Here is a 19,045-nt window from a genome sequence, read left to right as displayed (position 1 = left end):
CCTGCATCGCTGAACCATAACCCGTAGTCGCGTTGGCGACGGCAAGGAGAGGGGCTCCGCCCCTCCCCACTCCCCTTTATCTCCCTTCGTCGCTACGCTCCTCGAAGTCGACGGAAGATCAAAAACGGCGTTGCTGGTCAGTTCCGTGTGCCTACGCCCGGCTTAATCTTCGCTTACGTCGTGCTCGGGCCGACACGCTTGGAGATCGTCATCGTTCAAAAGCGAAGCCGACCCGTCGTCTTCACGATGACTCCGCCAAGCTCCCTGTCGTCCCTCCCCCAACAACACTCAGCGCCGGACTTGGTGGAAGTTCAAGGCCGCTTTCGCCCCTAAGCGCAAAGCAGGCTTTGGAGACTTCAATCACTCTGACTTGAACCCTTGAACCCGGACTAAACGAACCTAACCCTTTGATCCAGAACCGTGAGTAGAGTAGACAAACACACTTTCAGCACTTGAACAGCTTTTGCTCGATCGTTAGGGTAATGAGCTTTGGAATCAAAGAGGTGCATACGATCTCGTGTCACTCCGCAGCCGACGGTGGCGCAGGCTCGCCGACACACCGTTTCAATAGCTAAGCCATCACCTAAACGCCGGCTCAATCCTAGTTCAAAACTGATCAGGTCAATAAACCCGCCAATGTCCCGCAAATTCCACCATTCTCTGCTTTTTTCCCTGGTGCTTGCTGTCACTTCACTACCTTGCCATGCCGGTAAGCTAGGTGACTTCGAAAAAAGCATCGGCAAGCAATCCGATAGCCCGTCAAAACCTGACGATTCCAGATCGTCAAAAACCTCCTGCGACGAAGACAGCCTAAGCCTAATTCTTAGCTGTTTGGCGGCCGAACTGGTCTTCGAGATCGCCACGGAATTGCTTATTACCGGGGGGCATTATAGTTTTCAGCGAATCAGCAACACCGATACCACCGAGTCTTCTGTGCACTATCGCCGTCCCGGCGAGGCGGTGATCCCCTTTATCCGCTGGGATCTCGACAGTACCCGGGTCGCCTCCAACCTCGACTCTAGCGATCATCGCATTGAGGCAGGCTATGGGACACTGGCCATGGGCTACAGCCAGAGACGCTTTCGGGAAACAGAGCCCGATGACACCCTCGAAATCCGTCAACTATACGGCCTGTACCGTATGTCCCTTGGGCCTTATGTCGAGTTTGATTTGGGCATGGGATCGCAACAGGTCAAAGGCCAGCAGCATCAGTCCCATTTTTTTGCTACCACGCCGCTGCTGATCCATACCTCCGAGCGATTTGGCTTTGAATTCCGTCCCGCCTGGGGCGGTGGGATCCAAAGCTACGACATCAGCTTGCTTGTTAAATCCAGCTATGGATCTTTAAAGCTGGGTTACAAGGCCCTGAGCACTCGGAGCGAGTCGCTGAATGGGCCCTATCTCGGGTTTGCCTTGCACTATTGAGGAGTCAAGAAAGCAATTATTTAAACACCCATGATTTAGGTGAAAGCATTTATTAAGACACCCATGATTTAGGTGAGCTCCTATAAAGCATTCATAGCCTGCACCTTAAGCATTTAGGTGCTCCCAAACGGCCTCAAAACTGTTGGCCTGCTTGGCTTTTGACTGCTGGGCCCGGTGGCAGTTAGTTGCAATGAAATCAATTGCCCAACTCAAGTCAGCCCGTAGCTGACTTAAAGATTTGGATGCCAGTGACTTCATCACCGGCTCGAACCAGCCTTGAGTGGACTTGGCAATTTTCAACATGGATAGGCGCATGTTCAGCCGCTGTTGCGCTACGCGGCCAATGAAACGCTTGACCAGCCATTTATTTAGACACCCATGATTTAGGTGAGCTCCTATCAAACCAGCTACGCTTTGTGGACATTCAGATTGGAGCACAGCATGGCAACCGCGCGGCGATCGCAAGTCAGTTTGCAGGACACCCCCTACTATCACTGCGTTACACGCTGTGTTCGGCGCAGCTATTTGTGTGGTGATGACCCATTCACCGGCAAACATTTATTTAGACACCCATGATTTAGGTGAGCTCCTATCAAACCAGCTACGCTTTGTGGACATTCAGATTGGAGCACAGCATGGCAACCGCGCGGCGATCGCAAGTCAGTTTGCAGGACACCCCCTACTATCACTGCGTTACACGCTGTGTTCGGCGCAGCTATTTGTGTGGTGATGACCCATTCACCGGCAAAAGCTATGAGCATCGCCGCGGCTGGGTAGATAAACGGTTGCTGGCACTCAGTAGCGTATTCGCCATCGAACTGTGTGCCTTTGCCGTGATGAGTAATCATACCCATGTGGTACTTCGGGTCGATCGTAAATTGGCGTTGAGTTGGACCGTTGAACAAGTGTTGAAGCGCTGGCATAGCTTGCACAAAGGTACGCTACTCACCCAGGCTTACATGGCGACAGAGCGACGGAAAGAGCTCAGCGATGGACAAATCGACATCGTGCTGAAAACCGCCGAGCAGTACCGACAACGGTTGTTTGATTTGAGCTGGTTTATGCGTAGCCTCAACGAGTTTATCGCCCGTGAAGCCAATCGAGAAGATGGCTGTACCGGTCGGTTCTGGGAAGGACGTTTCAAGTCTCAAGCCCTACTGGATGAAGCAGCAGTGTTATCTTGTATGGCCTACGTCGACCTCAACCCCATTCGCGCTAAGATGGCGCAAACACCCGAGCAATCCAATCACACCAGCATTCAGCGGCGTATTCGCGCAGCAATATCCGGCAAACAGCCACCCGAGCTAGCCCCATTCACCGCTCCGGACAACAGCGACATGTCGCAAGGGTTGGCGTATGCCGTTGATGACTATTTGGAGTTGATTGAACACACTGGCCGCATCATTCGTGACGACAAACCGGGCCACATCCCCGACTCGTTGCCCGAGTTGCTCCAACGCCTGCAGATAACCCCCACCAACTGGCTAAAGCTAACCACCGAATTTGAACGAAAATTTACCCGTGCCGCAGGCCGAGAAGCCGCATTGCGAGACTTTGCCGAGCATACCAATCACCAACGTGCGCACGGCATTGCCGCAGCCAGAGACCTGCTAAATAGCGCTTAGGCCGACACGACACCCCGCCCTAACACCCAACGCCTTCACTGGATAGCGCGTTACGGCCAATGTTCACTTATCCACCCAAATGATGCTGACATTTCCCGCAAAATACACAGCGTTACTGTTTTACCTCTGCTTTAAGAGGGCTTTTCCCTGAGGGAAGAAGCGGCTTGAAAGAAAATGCCATCAGGTATTTAAGATGGGTGTATTTTTAATTGGTGTCTTTTTAATTATTTGTACTATACGTAAAGCTTTGTCCTATGCTAACGGCATTAAAATTTGAAGGGTTAGATATTAACATTTTTGCCGTAAAATCAGCCGCCATACCAAATGGCCTTTTACTTATAGGACGTTGAAAGCTAACCCCATCATCAAGTTGAGTATTTAAATAATCGAGCGCCAATTCATTGCATTTATTTACCCATTGCACATTTTTACCAGCGCTCTCATTTTTTGGACTACATGACAGAGTAATTAAGTTTGGTTTGTGCTCTATGACAAACTGAACTAACTCAGTGTTCGTTGGTTTATCCTTGTCAATTTGCACTTGCGATTCAGTTGAGCTACACCCAATTAAAAAGGCACTTAAAATAAATGTCCAATATTTCATATCAACTCCATTTAAAAACATAACGTTTATTACGAAGCCATGGCACGTGAATCCAGTTTAGAGAGCCGTGACTTTTATTTGTCGGAATACGCACTTTCACAGGCCATGGCTTCTGTTCACGTCTTATCTGCTCACGTCGTTATAGCGCTTACATCCTTGTTCTTAAAAGCACTTTTACACAATCGCTCTTTGATGTCCAAAATCAGGAGCCAGTCCAATTTTGTCGTAAAAGCACTCGATATCCATACAGCATGTGATTAAACCCAGACCAATTCCGCAAGAGCGTTTAGGATGCACATTGGTGATAGCTTTATCGTATAACCCTCGCCCATTCCGAATGACTCCTTTTCGCGCCAAAACCGCCATAGCAATTCAGAAAACCACAGGGCTGCTTTTAAAAATCTAGAAACCTCCCCCATCACCCAACCCGTGCTGAGTGCAGTGAGGCAGCGGCCGACCGGGAGCTTGGCGGAGCCCTGTTGAAAGCGGCTGGCCGCTTTTGCCTTTAAAACAGGGCGATCTCCAAGCGTGTCGGCTGCGAACGAACGATAACGAAGCTAAGGCACGCCAAAATCCGGGCCACGCGGCTTTGCTCTGCCGACTTCGAGGAGCGCAGCGACGAAGGGAGGTAAACGGGGTTGTTAGGGGGCGGAGCCCCCTGGCCTGCCGTCGCCAGCGCGACAAGAGGACTGGAGTACAACTCCGGAACCAGCACGGCGCAGCCGACAACACCGGCCGTGCGACCATCATAGAATCCCAAACGACCGCGACGCAGTCGCCAACACCTAAGCCGGGCGGCCAGCACAAAACCCCAAACGACCGCGACGCAGTCGCCAACACCAAAGCCGTGCGGCCAGCACAATAACCACAAACCAGCCACGCCGCAGGTGTACTCAGTCCGGAAATTCGATGGAGACGTCAGCAGACATAGGCCGCCCCTGGCACGCCAAGGTCCACCCCTCCTCCACCTCTTCAGGGGAGAGCACATCGTTGACGTTGAGCGTCACTTCGCCACGCTTCACCTTGCACATGCAGGCGCCGCAGAAGCCCTCTTCGCAAGAGCGCGGGGCGTCGATCCCCGCCTTGGTGATGGTCTGCAGTAAGGTATCGCCGGGCTCATAGTCGAGCTGGTGCACTTCGTCATCCAGTGTCACTTCGATGGAGCTGGCCTCAGTCTCCGCCGCAGCCGCCTGGGCCATGGCTTCGATCTCCGCCGCTTCCTTAGGATCTTGAGGTGAAACAAAGCGCTCCACATGGATCCTCGCCTTGTCTTCGCCTCGGGCCAGCAGGGCGGTTTCCACTGTGTCCATAAAGGGGCCGGGGCCACAGATAAAGAACTCGGGGTTACTGCTGCCTGCGACCAGCTGAGTCACCTGGGGGCCGCTCAGGTAACCATGGATGGAATCAAGCAGATGGACGATCTCCAGCCGCTGCCAGTTCGCCTGCATCAGCGCGCGCAGCTCGGCGTTGAACACGACGCTTTGATCGTCGCGGTTAGCGTACACCAGTTTGATGTTGCGCTGCGTCGTGTGCAGCGCGGTCTTGAGAATGGAGATCACCGGGGTAATGCCGGAGCCACCGCCAAACAGCACGATGTCGCCGTCGTCACTCTCTTTGCCAAGGTGGAACAATCCGGCCGGTGGCAACACCAGGATCTCATCCCCGGCCTGCACCTGATCGTTGATCCAATTGGAGATCCGTCCGTCCACCACCCGCTTGATGGTGACCTTGTGCTCGCTCTCCGTATCCGGCGAGCTGGCCAGCGAGTAACAACGGATCAGCGCCTGTTCGCCGTAGGGGACTTTCAGGGTCAGAAACTGCCCCGCCTTGTATTGGAAGGCCGACTTGAGTGCCTCGGGAATGGCAAACACCACGGATTTAGTATCATGGGTTTCCTCGATCACTTTCTCGACCGTCAGGCGGTAGTAGCCGTTCTCTTCGACCACCGGCGCGGTCGCCAACGTCTGTGCTTCGCTCATCACGCTCTCCTTAAAAGTCGCCAACGGTGTGGGCATTATCGATCTTCAACTCGGCGCCGTTGATAAAGCGGGATTCGTCCGAGGCCAGATAGAGCACGAAGTTGGCGATCTCCTTGGGATCGCACATTCTGGCATCGGCCCGCTTGCCCGCCTTGATCATCGCCGCGGCTTCCGCCTCGCTGCGTGGCTTGGGCACCTTGGCGCGCAGCGCCTGGGTCATGGGGGTGTCGATCCCGTCCGGATGGATGCTGTTGCAGCGGATGTTGTAGCCGCGCTCTTTGCAGTGCACCGCAACGTTGCGGGTCAGTGCCGCCACCGCGCCTTTGGAGGCGGAGTAAGCGCAGAACTGACTCATGCCGTGGATGGCCGCCAAGGAGGACATATTGATGATGGCCCCGCCGCCGGTCTCCTTCATCGCCAGAATGGCGTACTTACACCCCAAGAAGTAGCCATCACTGTTGATGGCATTGACCTTGCGCCACACCTCCAAGGAGGTTTGTTCGATGTTGGCCGCCACCAGAATGCCGGCGTTGTTGACCAGCACATCCAGCTTGCCAAACGCCTTGAGGGTCTGCTCGATCAACCGCTGCCAGCTGTCCTCGCAGCTGATGTCATGGCGGACAAACAGCGCCGCCTCGCCCAGCTCGGCCGCCAGCGCTTCGCCCGCCTCAACGTTGAGATCGGCGATCACCACTTTGCCGCCCTCGGCCACCAGCAGTTTGGCATCCTCCCGCCCGACGCCGCTGGCGCCACCAGTAATGATGCTGACTTTCCCTTGCACTCGTCCCATGACAGGTATTCCTTCTGATCGTTCGAATTAAGCTGCGCTGCTTTCAGCGCAAGGTTTGGCCGTTTCGCCACGACGCTGGGCCGCCACGTGGGCGCCAGCACGGCGGCCGGAGAAAACGCAATCGGCAATGGAGATCCCGCTGACGTAGAGATTGGAGGCCACGCCAACGGCGTTGCGGCCCGCCGCGTACAGGCCCGGGATGATCCGCTCCTCCTGATCCAACACCTGACCGCTGTGCTCACACACCTTCAATCCGCCCAATGAGATCATCGGGCAGGGGAAGGTGGGGCTATCGAACGAGACGTTGATCCCGTAATAGGGCCCCTGTGCCATCGGCTTGAGAAAGGCAGGGGATTTACCGAATCGGTCGACGCATTCGCCCCGCGCGGCCGCGTTGTAGCTGTCCAGCTCCGCCCGCAACGCCGCCTCCGGCAGCTTCATCCGCTTGGCCAACCCTTCGATGCTGTCCGCCTTCTTGGCGTTAAGAAACAGGTTCATCAGCGCCGGTAGGATCTGAAAGCTCTGCGCCTTGCCGGGCACACACTGCTTCAAGGCTTCGGCGCGTTGCGCGTGGTTGATCACCAGATAGGCGCGGCCGTCATTGTGCTCACACATCTCATGGCCGAGCTTGGCGCCATACACCTCTTCATTGCAGTAGCGCTCGCCGGCGCCGTTGACCACCATGCCCTGCGCCCAGGCCAGCGGCGGATTGATAAAGCGCCAGGCGCTGAATTTGTCCATTCGTGCCAGGGCGCCACCGACACTGTGGCCTAGGCCGATGCCGCTGCCATTGCAGCCAGTGGTTCCCAGTGGCAAGCCCTTGCGGTATTTGTCGTTGTAGCGCTCCACCATCTTGCGATTAAAGGCAAAGCCGCCCGCACTGAGCACCACGCCGTTACGGGCACAAATGCGCTGGATCTGACCGTGCTGCCGCTCCAACGCCACGAGCTTGGCGCGCAGCTTAAACGCCCGCCTTGGGCTGTACAGGTGCAGCTTGCCGATCAAGGCCGACAGCCACTTGTGCTGCAGGCTGATCCAGCCTGCGGGCAGGGTACGCACCTCCACCCCGATCACCCGATCATGGGCGTCGGTCAATAGGCATTGCACCTCGGTTTGGGTTTGCAACTTGACGCCCTTCGCGGCGGCGGAGGCCCTCAACGCCCGAAACAACGCCTGACCGGACATGCCCGCGCCCTTGACACGGTGCCCCCGCGGCGCCGGCGTGGCCTTATCTTTATACCCGCCCACCGCCTCGTTGCCGGAGTAGTACAAATAGTATTGATTGGTGGGGTAGGAGGTCTTGATCGGCGGCACATTGCCGGCAAAGCCGACCCGATTCGCTTCCAGCCAGCGCAGGTTATCGCAGCTTTGCTGGCAGAAACGGCGCAAGGTCTCATCGCTGACCGCGTCGCCGGTCTCCTGTTTGAGGTAGGCAAACATGTTGTCTGCGCTGTCCTCAAAGCCCGCGTCCTGCTGGTATTGGGTGCCGCCACCGGCGTACACCACGCCGCCACTGGCCGCCGTTGCACCGCCGCCTTGGAAGCGATCCAGCGCCAGCACCGACGCCCCGGCGTCGACCGCCTCGATGGCGGCGCAGATCCCCGCGCCCCCATAGCCCACCACCACCACATCGTACTCCCCCTGCCAATCCACGGCCTCCGGCACAATTTGTTGTGGCGGCTGGGTGTCGGTCAACTCCAGTGGCTGCTCGTAACTCATCAGTGTCTTCCTTGCGAGGTTATTTGGGATTGGGGCATCGGTTTGGCGATCAGGCGGTCGCGGCTTCCGCCGAGGTGGTGTAGACACCGTCGACGTAGATCAATGGGCTGACCAACTCACTGTTTTGGATCGACTGGATCCGGCCGATATAGATGGTGTGGGTGCCGTACTCAAACTTGCCATCCTGCTGGCAGATCACCGCCGACTGCGCGTCCTCAAGATAAGGCAGGCCGCCTTCGCTGGTGGCCCAGTTGCCGGTTTCGAAACGGGCTTCGCCGCGGGCTTTGCCGCCACACATCACCGACACCTCCTGCTGCTCATGGCTGAGGATATTGATGCAAAAATCCGTGCCCTCTTCCAACAAGCCGTGCATGGCGGTGTTCTTATTGACGCACACCAGCAAGGAGGGCGGATCCATCGACAGGGAGGTGACCGAAGTGGCCGCCATGGCGTGGCGCTGTTCGCCATTACTGGCGGAAACAATGCTGACCGAGCTGGCCAGGCGGCGCATCGCCTGCAACATTGAGTCCTTCAACGGATGGGGCTGGGGGGCGGCCTGCTCGGCTGCGTTCGAGGCGTGTGACATGGTAGGGCTCCTAAACAGTCGACGTGAGCAGTGCCGGACCGGCATCACTCCTATGCTCTGCATTCTCGGATCCCCCCCTTAAACCGGCATCGTCTAAGGGGACTAACCCCGGCCGCAGCCGCGGCCCCCATTGCTCTCCTGACGGCGTTGTCTGCGCGACGGTTCGAGCCCGCAGCGGCGCGCTGCCGACCCCTCCACCCTATATGCCAGCGCCCCCCGGCGGAGTTGATCCACATCAATTTAGCCAAATTTAACCCCGAGCCGACGACAGAAAGGCGTGGCCCTAATCCATTTGCATGATGCTGCCAAGCGGGGGCACTGATTCAATCGTGGGCATGGTGCGGCAAGGCCGCCGAACCCGATGCACAACGCAGATCTCAGGAGAGCTACGCATGAACGCCACGATTGAAGACAAAGACGCCATCCGCCAACGCCTCAACCAGCGTGCGGCCGAATTGGTGCCAGTACTGCGGGCTCGTGCCGCTGAGACCGCGGAGATCGGTCGCCTTCCCGAAGCCACCATCGCCGACTTCCAGGAAGCGGGCTTCTTCCGCATTCTGCAGCCGGCCAAATGGGGCGGCTATGAGCTCAAACCACACGATTTTTTCGATATTCAGATCAAACTGGCCGAAGGCTGCATGTCTTCCGCCTGGGTGTTGGGCGTGGTGGCGATCCACAATTGGCAGTTGGGCCTATATGACGACCGCGCCGCACAGGATGTCTGGGGCGAAGACACCAGCGTGTTGATCTCCTCCTCCTATATGCCGGTGGGCAAAGTGGAGCGGGTTGAAGGCGGCCTCAAGCTGTCCGGTCGCTGGGGCTTCTCCTCCGGCTCCAAGCACTGCGATTGGGTCTTCCTCGGCGCCATGGTGCCGCCACTGGAAGCGGGCGGCCCACCGGACTACCGCACCTTCTTGGTGCCGCGCAGCGACTACGACATTGTCGACAATTGGGCGGTGACCGGCCTACAAGGCACCGGCTCGCACGACATCGTGGTCAAGGACGCCTTTGTGCCCGAATACCGCACCCACAAGTCCATCGACGGCTTTAATCAACAAAGCCCTGGCAATGAAGTGAATACCCATCCGGTGTTTAAACTGCCCTTTGGCCAGATCTTCGTTCGCGCCGTATCCAGCTCCGCCATCGGCGCACTGCAAGGCGCCATCAACGACTTTATCGAGCTGGCCGGCACCCGGGTCGGCGTCAACGACGGCCGTAAGTCGATTGAAGATCCCGGCACCCTCAAAACCCTGGCGGATGCCATCGCCACTGTCGACGAATGCAAGGCGGTGCTCTACAAAAACTTCGACATCATGTACGAGCGCGCCGTCGCCGGTGAGCCGCTGACCATCGAAGAGCGGGTTAAGTGGCGCTACGACTCCGCCCGTGTCGCCGGGCGCTGTAACGAAGCCGCCAACAAGATGTTCATGTACTGCGGCTCCCGTGCCATCTTCGCCAACTATCCGCTCAACCGAGTTCAGGCGGACATTCAGGCCGGGCTGACCCACGTCGCCAACGTGGCGGACAAGTACGCCTACAACCTGTCCGGCGTGCTGCTGGGCAAAGACAGCACGGACTTTTTCCTGTAACCAAACCCAGTCAAGAGCGCAGATCCCCCTCTGCGCTTTTTTTGCCCTTTTTATTGAACAGCAAATCAATATAAGCCTGCAGCGGCGTCAAACGGTGCCGGCTGTCGCAGGCCATCACAAGGAAGAGATGATGAACCCTATGCACCGACATGAATTTCGCCCCAGCCCGGTTTGGGCGGCGTTACTGCCCATTCTTTTCGCCCCCCAACTGCTGGCCCAAGAGGAGACGCAGGCGCCAGCAGCAACCGGTGGGATCGAAACCATCGAGGTCACGGCCCGGCGCAACGTCGAAAGCCTGCAGGCCACGCCGCTGTCCATCACCGCGCTGGACACCGCCGCCATCGAGCAAAAAGGCATACGCACCAGCGTCGATCTGACCGGCTTCGTGCCCACCCTGCAAATTCAGGCCAATGCCCAGGCCTCCAACGACATCACCTTGTCGATGCGCGGTTTGCGGGTGTCCGACTCGGTGGCCACCGCCGACTCGCCCATCGGCGTGTATCTCGATGGCGTGATCCAGCCGCGGATCTCCGGTGCCTTGATGGACATGCTGGAGCTGGAGCGGGTCGAAGTGCTGCGCGGCCCGCAAGGCTCGCTGTATGGCCGTAACAGCACCGGCGGTGCCATCAACTTCATCAGCAAGAAGCCCTACTACGACTTTGGCTTCACCCAGGACTTCACCGTCGGCTCGGATGCCCTCTTTACCACCCAAACCCGCATCGACTCAGGCGTGCTGGGCGAGACCGGGCTGTCGGCGGCCTTGACCTATCGCAACAGCTCACGGGATGGTGTGCTCGACAACGTCAATGCACCGGATCACCGCGACGGCGGCGCCTTTGACGATGAGGCCTACCGCATCGCCCTCAACTGGGAAGTCAGCGACACCCTGATCCTCGATTACAGCTTTAACCACGTCGAGTCCGAAGGCACCAAGACTCACTCACACACCGTGGCAGTCAGCCCCAGCTATCTGGCTGGCGAAGTCACCCAGATCGACGGCAGCCCCATCCTAGTGTCCGACGGCCGGGCCGACACCATCGCGCTCAACAACAACGGCTATGGCACCTCAGAGACGGATCTGCACACACTCAGTATCGAGTGGCAGTTCAGCGATCGCTTCAGCCTGCGCAGCATCACCGGCCTGCGCGATTGGAGCGGGCTGGAGATCGGCAACGATCTCGACGGCAACGACGCGCTGCAAGCGCTGACGCTGGACCCCATCACCGGCATCGTCGACGTGCGGCCCATCGCTGGCCTGTTCTACTCGCCGCTCAATGAGCGTGAGCAGGAGCACCTGTCACAGGAGCTGCAACTGCTGGGTCAGCTCAGCCAAAACGTCGATTTTGTCTTTGGCCTGTTCTACTTCGATGAAGAGTACAGCGAGTACAACCCCACCAGCTTCTACCTGTCGCAGGCGCTGATGGGCGCGCCCTTTGGCATGGAAGCGACCAATGTGCTGGATTACAACGGCACCTCCAAGTCCAAGGCGGCGTTTACCCAGTTCAACTGGCGCGCCAGCGACAAGCTGCGCCTGACCGCCGGCATTCGCTATACCGAGGATGAGAAATACTTGGAGCAGCGTGTGGCTAGCTTCTTGCCGCCGTTCCTGCCGCTGTCGGCCAACGACACCAAGCAATACGACAACATCAACTGGAACGTCAGCGCCGATTACAAGTTCAGCGACACCACGTTTGGCTACGCCCGCATCGCCACCGGCTACAAGGCCGGCGGCCTGACCGCGCGCAGCGCCAGTACCGACAATCCCTTCCTTGATGATTTCGATGAGGAGACCCTGATCGGCTACGAGCTGGGACTGAAGAACGATCTGTTTGATCGCCGCCTGCGCCTCAACACCAACCTGTTCTACACCCAGTACGATGACTTTCAGATCGACTCCTACCTCGCTGGCACGGGTGGCGCCACCTCGGTGATCGAAAACGCCGGTGAGGCGGATCAATGGGGGGTTGAGCTGGAGTATGTGATCGCCCCGACCGATCGGCTGCGGATCGACGGTAACGTCGCCTGGCTCGACATGGACTTCCAGAAATACGAGCTGCTCAACCGCGTCTCCGGTGAACTGGTGGATGTGGCGGATCAGGCCGAGTTTCCCTACGTCTCCGAGGTGACCGCCGCACTGGGCATTCAGTATGAGCTGGCCGAGCTGTGGGGCGGCCAACTCTCGCTGCGCGCCGATGTGCGCTACATCGGCGAGCGGGCCTTTACCCAGGTCAACGAGATCCCCGGGCCGACGCCGGAGCTGAACGATTACCACAGCCCGTTTAAGGAGGCGATCACCGCCGACGCCTACACCCTCACCGACGTTCGTGCCAGCCTGGATGGCGTGCAGACCGGGCTCGGTGAGCTAAGAGTCAGCGCCTGGCTACGCAACGCCTTCGACGAGGAGTACGTCACCCAAGGGATCGACTCCGGCGCCTTGGGCTTTGGCAGCGTGATCTACGGCGATCCCCGCACCTTTGGCCTGGATCTGCGGCTGCAGTTCTAATACCGCGCTCGAAAAACCACAAGGCGCCCGAGGGCGCCTTGTGGTCTTCAGCGGTAAATGCAGAGGCGGGGCTACAACGGCAGCTGCAGCAGCTCGATATCCTGGCCGAAGCGCTGCAATCCCCGCAGCAGGGTACTGTATTCATCCAGACCCACCACCAACACCACCCGTCGGCCCGGCGCTGACTTGATCAGCTGCAGGCTGTTCACCAGGATATGTCGATCCCTGCGGTGCTGGTGGGTGGCCAGATATTCGAAGCGGGAGTGGCGCCGTAGGCTGTCCAAGCGGAAACGCTCGGCCAACTGCAGGATCTGAAACTCCGCCCCCATCAGCACCTCCGGCGGCTGCGTTAAACGCATCTGCAATAACTCCTGCTGCAGCGCCATCAGCTCCGGCGAGTCGTACTCCTCCTCCATCAACAGCCAATACGCCTGCCGCCGCTCGTGGTAATCGTCCGGGATCAACACCCCTTCCAACACAGGATCAAGCCAATCCAACCCCACCGCTCGCGGGGCATATTGCAGCGCCAGCTTAACCATCGCCTCGGAGTAATGTTGCTGCAGATAGCTCAGCGGCTGACCCAAGTCTTCCGGCCGGATCCCAAGCCCGATCACGTCCGGTCGAAAGCTGGCGATCAGCTGAAACAGTTGATGATAGCGGTATTGTGGATTGAAGTTGTGCAGCTCCTCGATGGTGCCCAGCACCAGCACCTCCGTGGAGGGCTTAGGGACGCTGGCGTTCGCCTTAGCCCAACCGACACACAGTGCCGTGAGCAGACAAAGTGCCCCTAATATTCCGCGCCGTGCCGTCCTTAGCATGCCCCACCTCATTCAACTCTAACTGTGATCCCGATCCTCAGGCGCCTGCGCTCGCTGATCGATGCTGTAATCGCGACCGATCTCGCCGACGCGGATCCGATAATGGGAAAACAGCGACGCTCGGCCCCGCTGCTGCGCCTGTCGGTGCATCAGCTCATTGCGCCAGTTAGCCACGGCCGCCTCATCGCGCCAGAACGACAAACTCAACAGCTTGCCTTGCTCTGATAAGCTTTCGAACCGTTCGGCTGAGATCAAGCCATCGGCCTGCAGCAGCAGCGCGCGCAGCTCGGCAGCCACGGCGAGATAATCCGCTTTGCCATGTGCGTGGGGATAAACTTCAAAGATAACGACGATCATCATTTGCTCCACATTGTACTGTAATTACGTACAGTGTCGCATATAACGCAGCAAAAGCGAGGCGCCAGCCCCGACGTTGCCAAACCGATCCAGCCCAGCACACAAATGACAAAAAACTGACAGCGCCATAATGTTGGCATAAGCGTGATAAATCAAGAAGAAAGCAGACGCTCAGCCGTGTTCAATCCGCTGATAAAGGGCGACGCCATCGGCGCCAATGCGGCGCACCAGCTTGCCGCGATGACACAGGTAATTCAGATGGGCCAAGCACTCCCCCGCGGCCATCACCAACTCCGTGCCCTGCAAGGCGCGCTTAAACAGCACCGGCAGCAGTTGCACGGCGGTTTGCGCGCGGCCACAGGCCTGCAGTAGCAACTCCAGTTGCTGCCGATGATGCGCGATCACCTGATCACAGCGCGCCGGCAAACCGGTAAAGGGCAGTTCATGACTGGGCAACACCAAGGTCTGTTGCGGCAATGCCGCCAAACGCACCTGCGTCTCAAACCAATGGTTCAAGGGATCGCCCTGCGGCGTCAAACTGGACAGCGCCACATTGGGAGTAATGCCGGGCAGGGCCTGATCGCCGCCGAGCAACATCCCCAACTCATCGCAATGCAGGCAGGCATGCGCGACGCTGTGACCGGCGCCGATCATCACCCGCCACGAGCGGCCGCCGATCTCAATGTCGGCGCCGTCCTCCAGCACTCGATAGGAGAACGGCAGCGGCGTGATCATCCGGCCAAAACCGGCGGCACTCTCCTGCATCTGCACCAGCACCGCCTCACAAAAACCGGCTTGCTGATAGAAGTTCAGTACCGGCTCGGAGCGGGCCATATCCGCCACATGCTGATACAGGTGCGCCGACAGAAACTCCGCCTGGCTCATCCACAGCTCGGCCCCGGTCTGCTGGCACAACCAGCCCGCTAAACCGATATGATCTGGATGCAGATGGGTGACGATCAACGCCTTGAGCGGTGCTCCTTGCAGCTCCTCAGACAGCACACGCAGCCAGTGCTGGCGGGTACTCTTGGTTGCCAGGCCGGTGTCCACTGCGACAAAGCCATCGCCATGCCGCAACAGATACAGGTTGATGTGATCCAGCTTCATCGGCATCGGCATACGCAGCCAACGCACATCCGGGTGGATCGCCTTTAACTGTCCGCCCGCCGGGGCCTCGAAGGGAAAATGCAGATCAGCCACGGCCACTCCTTAACAACGCTTGCAACAAACAACAACGCCGCCATGATGGCGGCGTTGACATGGATTAGCCCGGTTTACGTGCTCAGATACTGCGCCCGCACCAAGTGCTTCTGGATCTTATGCACCGCGTTGCGAGGCAACGGCTGCTCGGCAAAGAACACCCGGGAGGGCACCTTGAAATGCGCCAAGTGGGCCGCGACGTGCGCCTGAATACTGCCTTGATCCGGCTGCGCCCCCGGTGCCAATTCGATCGCCACCGACAGCTCCTCACCGAGGCGATCATGCGGCAGACCAAACACCGCACAGTGTGCCACGGCGGGGTGATCCAGCACCACATTCTCCACCTCACCACAGTAGATGTTCTCGCCGCCACGGATCACCATGTCCTTCTTGCGATCGCTGATGTAGAGCAAGCCTTGTGCGTCGAAGTAACCCACATCGCCACTGTGGATCCAGCCGCCCTTCATCGCTTCGGCGGTGGCCTCCTCCCGGCCCCAATAGTGGCTGATCAAGGTGCTGCCGCGCATGTAGATCTCACCCACCTCGCCCTGTGGCATCTCATTGCCCTGCTCATCGCAGATCTTCACCTCCACCGCGGGCAACGGCAGGCCCACGCTGGTGAGGTGATCATGATAAGCCTCACCAGAGATCAGCGTGGCAAACGCGTTGGTCTCGGTCATGCCGTAGCCGGTGCCAAAGAAGTTACCGGGGAATCTGGCCTTGATGTCATCCACCAGCGCCGTGGGTTGCGCCGTGCCGGCACTGGCCAGGTTGATGATGCTGCTGGTATTAAACTCAGCAAACTGCGGGTGCTCGAGCAGATCCCAGATCTGCTTCGCCGCCGCGGTGATGGAGGCGACCTTCTCCTGATGGATGGTTTGCAGGGCCAGCAAGGGATCCCATTTATAGAGGATCACCACCTTAGTCCCGGTCAGGAAACTGGTCAGGATCCCCGCATGCAGCCCACTGACATGGAACAGCGGCAGGCACAACAGGGTCGCCGGTTGCAACCCTCGCTCGGCCGCCGCGGCCATGGTGTGTGGATGCATCGCCGCCATCAGGCCGCTGGCCGACAGGCCATTCATGATCCCCTGACAGATGGCGTCATGGGTCGAAGCGGCGCCCTTGGGCCGCCCGGTAGTGCCGGAGGTGTACATGATCATCGCCAGATCACTCGGGGCGATCTGCACCTGAGGCGGCGTATCGTCCCCCTCGCCGGCCAGGAAGCTGGTCCAACTCAAGCCCAGCTCGCCCCAGTCCCCGTCCTCTTCCACCACGATGGCACGGGCATTCAGGTAGGGCAGCTTGGGCGCGAGCAAACCGAAACGACGCGGATCGGCAAACACCAGATGGGCACCGGAATCTTTCACACCATACTCGAGCTCTTCGGCACTGCCCCAGCTGTTCAGTGGCACCGCGACGGCCCCCAACAAGGTGGTGGCCATAAACGCCAGCGCCCACTCCGGGCTGTTACGCATGGCAATGGCAACCCGATCGCCCTGCTCCACCCCAAGCTGTGAGTGCATCCGTGCCGCCAGCTTCGACGCCGTGGCCAGCGCCTCGACAAAGCTATAGCGGCCGCTATTCCCCACCAGGAAGGATGCATCGCCATGCTTCAAGCCGGCCTGATAGAGCAGTGGCAAGGTGGGAATGGCTTGTTTAAAGCGCGGCCCGGACTCGGTTTGTACGGTCTCAAACGGGGCGCCTGGCTGGGTAAGCTGTTGCAGCACGCCTTTCAGCTTGGTGACAGATCCTGACATGATGACTTCCTTGATATCGCTGGGGGGGGGCGAGTACCACGACTCAGTCGGAATGACGAGGTTCGCTGGCTCTCAACCGGACTCGGGGCCAGAAGTTGGCTTGTCGGCATAATGAGATCTACGCCGATCGCCGCCCAAGCGCCGCTAATACCCGTCCGGAGGAAGCGTATGAGCACATCGGGAACGGCGTTGCGGTAACTCGAACCAGGAGCCCAGCCCCATGGTTACCGAACCTTGCCTCCAATGCCCTCACAGGCTCTGAGTCCGTCATTCTCCCTGTGCCGTGGACTGTTGCCCATGGCCCTTCAAGAGCTGGGCGCTGCCCGACTGTGCTCTCCTGACAGTCACTCTCGAAGGTGAATTTACACTCAAGTGTCGAACAGCCCTCAGCTGGGTTCAATGGCAAAACTGGCCAGCCAGATGTAACACATTTTTAAGCAGAACGAGCTCGACTCGTGAAGTGTGTCACACAAAAGGGGCAAATATATAGCGACGAAAGTCGATCAAATAAAGGCGGCAATGACATTGAAATATAAGCAATCAAATGAAAGCAAACAGGCCTGCTACCACCACCCTAACGAACCTCGCTCGCCACTAGCGCTAACCACAAAGATAGGGAGAAATACCCTCGGAGGTGACTGGACCAACTGTGTGAAATTTTCGCTCGATCCGTAGCTCGGTTCAGAGCGCCTTAGCCACCGGCGATCCCGCAGCGCTCTGCACCAGGCGAACGGCCTCGCATTGGTTTCGCTTGCGCATTCATGTGTGGAAAAATAAACCGTTTTGCTGAAAAATGGCGAAACGTGTCGACGCACTTAACCAGAAGAAGGCAAGGATGACGGAGTATCTTGTCCCAGCCCGCTATGCGCGCTTATTACTCAAGGTAGCCATCGAGCAAGGCTACGATATCAATGAGCTGCTGGCATTGGCGGAGTTACCATTCAATCCGCTCGAGCTGGACGATGATGAGGAGTTGGAGATCAGTGCGCTGACCTTCAGCAAGCTGTACCGGCGGATCTCCATGATGCTGCAGGACGAAGCCTTTGGTCTGGGCACCCGCTACCGATTTCCCCCAGGCACCTTTCGGATGATGTGTTATTGCATTATCCATGCGCCCAATCTGCAGATCGCCCTCGAACGCACCACCGAGTTTTATGCCCTGTGCCATGAACTCAAAGGCAACCCACGAGAGTTAAGCAAGCCCTACCGGCTCAGCGGCGATGGCAAGGACGTGACCCTGTTCTACTCCTCATACGCTGCCGACAACGGCGCCAGTTGCCACCCCTCACGCCAGCTCACCCTGCTCAACAGCCTGTCGCTGTGGCATCGCTTCTGCAGTTGGCTGATCGGCACCAATATTGCCGTGCACCAGGTCGGCATTCCGGGCCCGCAAGTGCTCAGCCGCCCGGGCTACCGCTACTATTTCGACTGCCCCATCGAATTCACCCAGCCCCAGTCGACCATGATCTTCAGCGCCCATTATCTCAAAGCGCCGCTGGTGCATAACGAAGAATCCCTGGAGCAATTTCTCGAAACCGCACCGTTTCAGCTGTTCACCCTCAGCAGCGAAGCAGCCTCGGACAGCATCATCCCGCGGATCCGCGCCCTGATCGGCTACAACTTCACCAAGAAGATCCCCAGTTTTGATGAGATGGCCAGCCTGCTCAATACCTCCAGCCGCACCCTGAGGCGCCGGCTCGAATCGGAGGGCACCAGCTATCAGCAGATCAAGGACGATTGCCGCCGGGACGCCGCCATCGAATACCTGAGCCGCTCTGAGCTCTCCATCAATGCGGTGGCCGCGTTGATGGGATTCGACGAGCCCAGCGCGTTTCACCGCAGCTTCAAGAAATGGACCCACATCACCCCAGGGGAGTTTCGCCGCAGGGGGTTGCCCGAAAAGGACGGCAAGGACGCAGAGGCCGCCGTGACGCAATAGAGCGGCGTCTACGGCGCGACGCCGACTCACCCCAAGGGCTTGCAACAGCAAGCCTTACGCTGAGCCGACGCTTGCCTCTGCCAAGAGGCATTTCTTATCCGCGGACCACGTTCTACCATGTCGAACACAGCAAAAGTGCGCACAGGAGTGT

General features: G+C 58.4%; 15 protein-coding genes and 1 pseudogene. 6 read left to right on the top strand and 10 right to left on the bottom strand.

Annotated elements, in window-relative coordinates:
• Positions 1-933: 933 nt before the first annotated feature.
• Positions 934-1,425 carry a hypothetical protein gene (locus ABEA08_RS09035; protein WP_345334976.1) on the top strand — a complete coding sequence of 164 codons (492 nt, stop codon included), beginning with the start codon at positions 934-936 and terminating at the stop codon, positions 1,423-1,425.
• A gap of 105 nt (positions 1,426-1,530) precedes the next feature.
• Here ABEA08_RS09035 and ABEA08_RS09030 read toward each other — a convergent pair whose 3' ends face one another.
• Positions 1,531-1,728 carry a hypothetical protein gene (locus ABEA08_RS09030; protein WP_345334975.1) on the bottom strand — a complete coding sequence of 66 codons (198 nt, stop codon included), beginning with the start codon at positions 1,726-1,728 and terminating at the stop codon, positions 1,531-1,533.
• Positions 1,729-1,866: 138 nt separating this feature from the next.
• Here ABEA08_RS09030 and ABEA08_RS09025 point away from each other — a divergent pair.
• A pseudogene (locus ABEA08_RS09025) lies at positions 1,867-1,980 on the top strand (transposase); the annotation flags it as partial.
• A gap of 80 nt (positions 1,981-2,060) precedes the next feature.
• Positions 2,061-3,050: a transposase gene (locus tag ABEA08_RS09020; protein ID WP_345334974.1), complete on the top strand. Its 990-nt coding sequence runs from the start codon at positions 2,061-2,063 to the stop codon at positions 3,048-3,050.
• Between the two features lie 220 nt (positions 3,051-3,270).
• On the opposite strand, the gene ABEA08_RS09015 is transcribed toward ABEA08_RS09020, so the two are convergent.
• From ABEA08_RS09015 to ABEA08_RS08995, 5 genes are all read right to left on the bottom strand, one after another.
• Positions 3,271-3,654, bottom strand: coding sequence for a hypothetical protein (locus ABEA08_RS09015; RefSeq protein ID WP_345334973.1), 384 nt, complete (start codon positions 3,652-3,654; stop codon positions 3,271-3,273).
• An 893-nt stretch (positions 3,655-4,547) separates the two neighbouring features.
• A complete protein-coding gene (locus ABEA08_RS09010) occupies positions 4,548-5,633 on the bottom strand; it encodes a 2Fe-2S iron-sulfur cluster-binding protein (RefSeq protein ID WP_345334972.1) in 1,086 nt (361 codons plus the stop codon).
• A 10-nt stretch (positions 5,634-5,643) separates the two neighbouring features.
• A complete protein-coding gene (locus tag ABEA08_RS09005; RefSeq protein ID WP_345334971.1) occupies positions 5,644-6,423 on the bottom strand; it encodes an SDR family oxidoreductase in 780 nt (259 codons plus the stop codon).
• Between the two features lie 27 nt (positions 6,424-6,450).
• On the bottom strand, positions 6,451-8,142 hold the full coding sequence (locus tag ABEA08_RS09000) for an FAD-binding protein (RefSeq protein ID WP_345334970.1): 1,692 nt from the start codon (positions 8,140-8,142) through the stop codon (positions 6,451-6,453).
• 49 nt (positions 8,143-8,191) lie between these two features.
• Complete coding sequence (locus tag ABEA08_RS08995; RefSeq protein WP_345334969.1) at positions 8,192-8,728, bottom strand: flavin reductase family protein; 537 nt, start codon at positions 8,726-8,728, stop codon at positions 8,192-8,194.
• A 392-nt stretch (positions 8,729-9,120) separates the two neighbouring features.
• Here ABEA08_RS08995 and ABEA08_RS08990 point away from each other — a divergent pair, with 392 nt between their 5' ends.
• Positions 9,121-10,317, top strand: a complete 1,197-nt coding sequence (locus tag ABEA08_RS08990) for an acyl-CoA dehydrogenase family protein (RefSeq protein WP_345334968.1) — start codon at positions 9,121-9,123, stop codon at positions 10,315-10,317.
• A 130-nt stretch (positions 10,318-10,447) separates the two neighbouring features.
• On the top strand, positions 10,448-12,820 hold the full coding sequence (locus tag ABEA08_RS08985; protein ID WP_345334967.1) for a TonB-dependent receptor: 2,373 nt from the start codon (positions 10,448-10,450) through the stop codon (positions 12,818-12,820).
• A gap of 71 nt (positions 12,821-12,891) precedes the next feature.
• Here ABEA08_RS08985 and ABEA08_RS08980 read toward each other — a convergent pair whose 3' ends face one another.
• The 4 genes from ABEA08_RS08980 to ABEA08_RS08965 all read right to left on the bottom strand — a co-directional run bounded on the left by ABEA08_RS08980 (position 12,892) and on the right by ABEA08_RS08965 (position 16,955).
• Positions 12,892-13,638, bottom strand: coding sequence for a hypothetical protein (locus ABEA08_RS08980; protein ID WP_345334966.1), 747 nt, complete (start codon positions 13,636-13,638; stop codon positions 12,892-12,894).
• An 18-nt stretch (positions 13,639-13,656) separates the two neighbouring features.
• A complete protein-coding gene (locus tag ABEA08_RS08975) occupies positions 13,657-13,995 on the bottom strand; it encodes an antibiotic biosynthesis monooxygenase family protein (protein WP_345334965.1) in 339 nt (112 codons plus the stop codon).
• 171 nt (positions 13,996-14,166) lie between these two features.
• Complete coding sequence (locus ABEA08_RS08970) at positions 14,167-15,195, bottom strand: MBL fold metallo-hydrolase (protein ID WP_345334964.1); 1,029 nt, start codon at positions 15,193-15,195, stop codon at positions 14,167-14,169.
• Between the two features lie 74 nt (positions 15,196-15,269).
• Complete coding sequence (locus ABEA08_RS08965) at positions 15,270-16,955, bottom strand: class I adenylate-forming enzyme family protein (protein WP_345334963.1); 1,686 nt, start codon at positions 16,953-16,955, stop codon at positions 15,270-15,272.
• 835 nt (positions 16,956-17,790) lie between these two features.
• Here ABEA08_RS08965 and ABEA08_RS08960 point away from each other — a divergent pair.
• Positions 17,791-18,894, top strand: a complete 1,104-nt coding sequence (locus tag ABEA08_RS08960; protein ID WP_345334962.1) for an AraC family transcriptional regulator — start codon at positions 17,791-17,793, stop codon at positions 18,892-18,894.
• Positions 18,895-19,045: the final 151 nt, after the last annotated feature.

This window comes from Ferrimonas pelagia, from assembly GCF_039543565.1.
In the GTDB taxonomy this organism is placed as follows: Bacteria; Pseudomonadota; Gammaproteobacteria; order Enterobacterales; family Shewanellaceae; genus Ferrimonas; species Ferrimonas pelagia.
The sequence above is the reverse complement of the archived record's forward strand: the minus strand, read 5'-3'. Positions and strand labels throughout refer to the sequence as shown.

Coding starts and splice junctions, on each gene's coding strand:
- ABEA08_RS09030 (WP_345334975.1), bottom strand. CDS start 1,728: ATGTTGAAAATTGCCAAGTCCACTCAAGGCTGGTTCGAGCCGGTGATG.
- ABEA08_RS09020 (WP_345334974.1), top strand. CDS start 2,061: ATGGCAACCGCGCGGCGATCGCAAGTCAGTTTGCAGGACACCCCCTAC.
- ABEA08_RS09015 (WP_345334973.1), bottom strand. CDS start 3,654: ATGAAATATTGGACATTTATTTTAAGTGCCTTTTTAATTGGGTGTAGC.
- ABEA08_RS09010 (WP_345334972.1), bottom strand. CDS start 5,633: ATGAGCGAAGCACAGACGTTGGCGACCGCGCCGGTGGTCGAAGAGAAC.
- ABEA08_RS09005 (WP_345334971.1), bottom strand. CDS start 6,423: ATGGGACGAGTGCAAGGGAAAGTCAGCATCATTACTGGTGGCGCCAGC.
- ABEA08_RS09000 (WP_345334970.1), bottom strand. CDS start 8,142: ATGAGTTACGAGCAGCCACTGGAGTTGACCGACACCCAGCCGCCACAA.
- ABEA08_RS08995 (WP_345334969.1), bottom strand. CDS start 8,728: ATGTCACACGCCTCGAACGCAGCCGAGCAGGCCGCCCCCCAGCCCCAT.
- ABEA08_RS08990 (WP_345334968.1), top strand. CDS start 9,121: ATGAACGCCACGATTGAAGACAAAGACGCCATCCGCCAACGCCTCAAC.
- ABEA08_RS08985 (WP_345334967.1), top strand. CDS start 10,448: ATGAACCCTATGCACCGACATGAATTTCGCCCCAGCCCGGTTTGGGCG.
- ABEA08_RS08980 (WP_345334966.1), bottom strand. CDS start 13,638: ATGCTAAGGACGGCACGGCGCGGAATATTAGGGGCACTTTGTCTGCTC.
- ABEA08_RS08975 (WP_345334965.1), bottom strand. CDS start 13,995: ATGATCGTCGTTATCTTTGAAGTTTATCCCCACGCACATGGCAAAGCG.
- ABEA08_RS08965 (WP_345334963.1), bottom strand. CDS start 16,955: ATGTCAGGATCTGTCACCAAGCTGAAAGGCGTGCTGCAACAGCTTACC.
- ABEA08_RS08960 (WP_345334962.1), top strand. CDS start 17,791: ATGACGGAGTATCTTGTCCCAGCCCGCTATGCGCGCTTATTACTCAAG.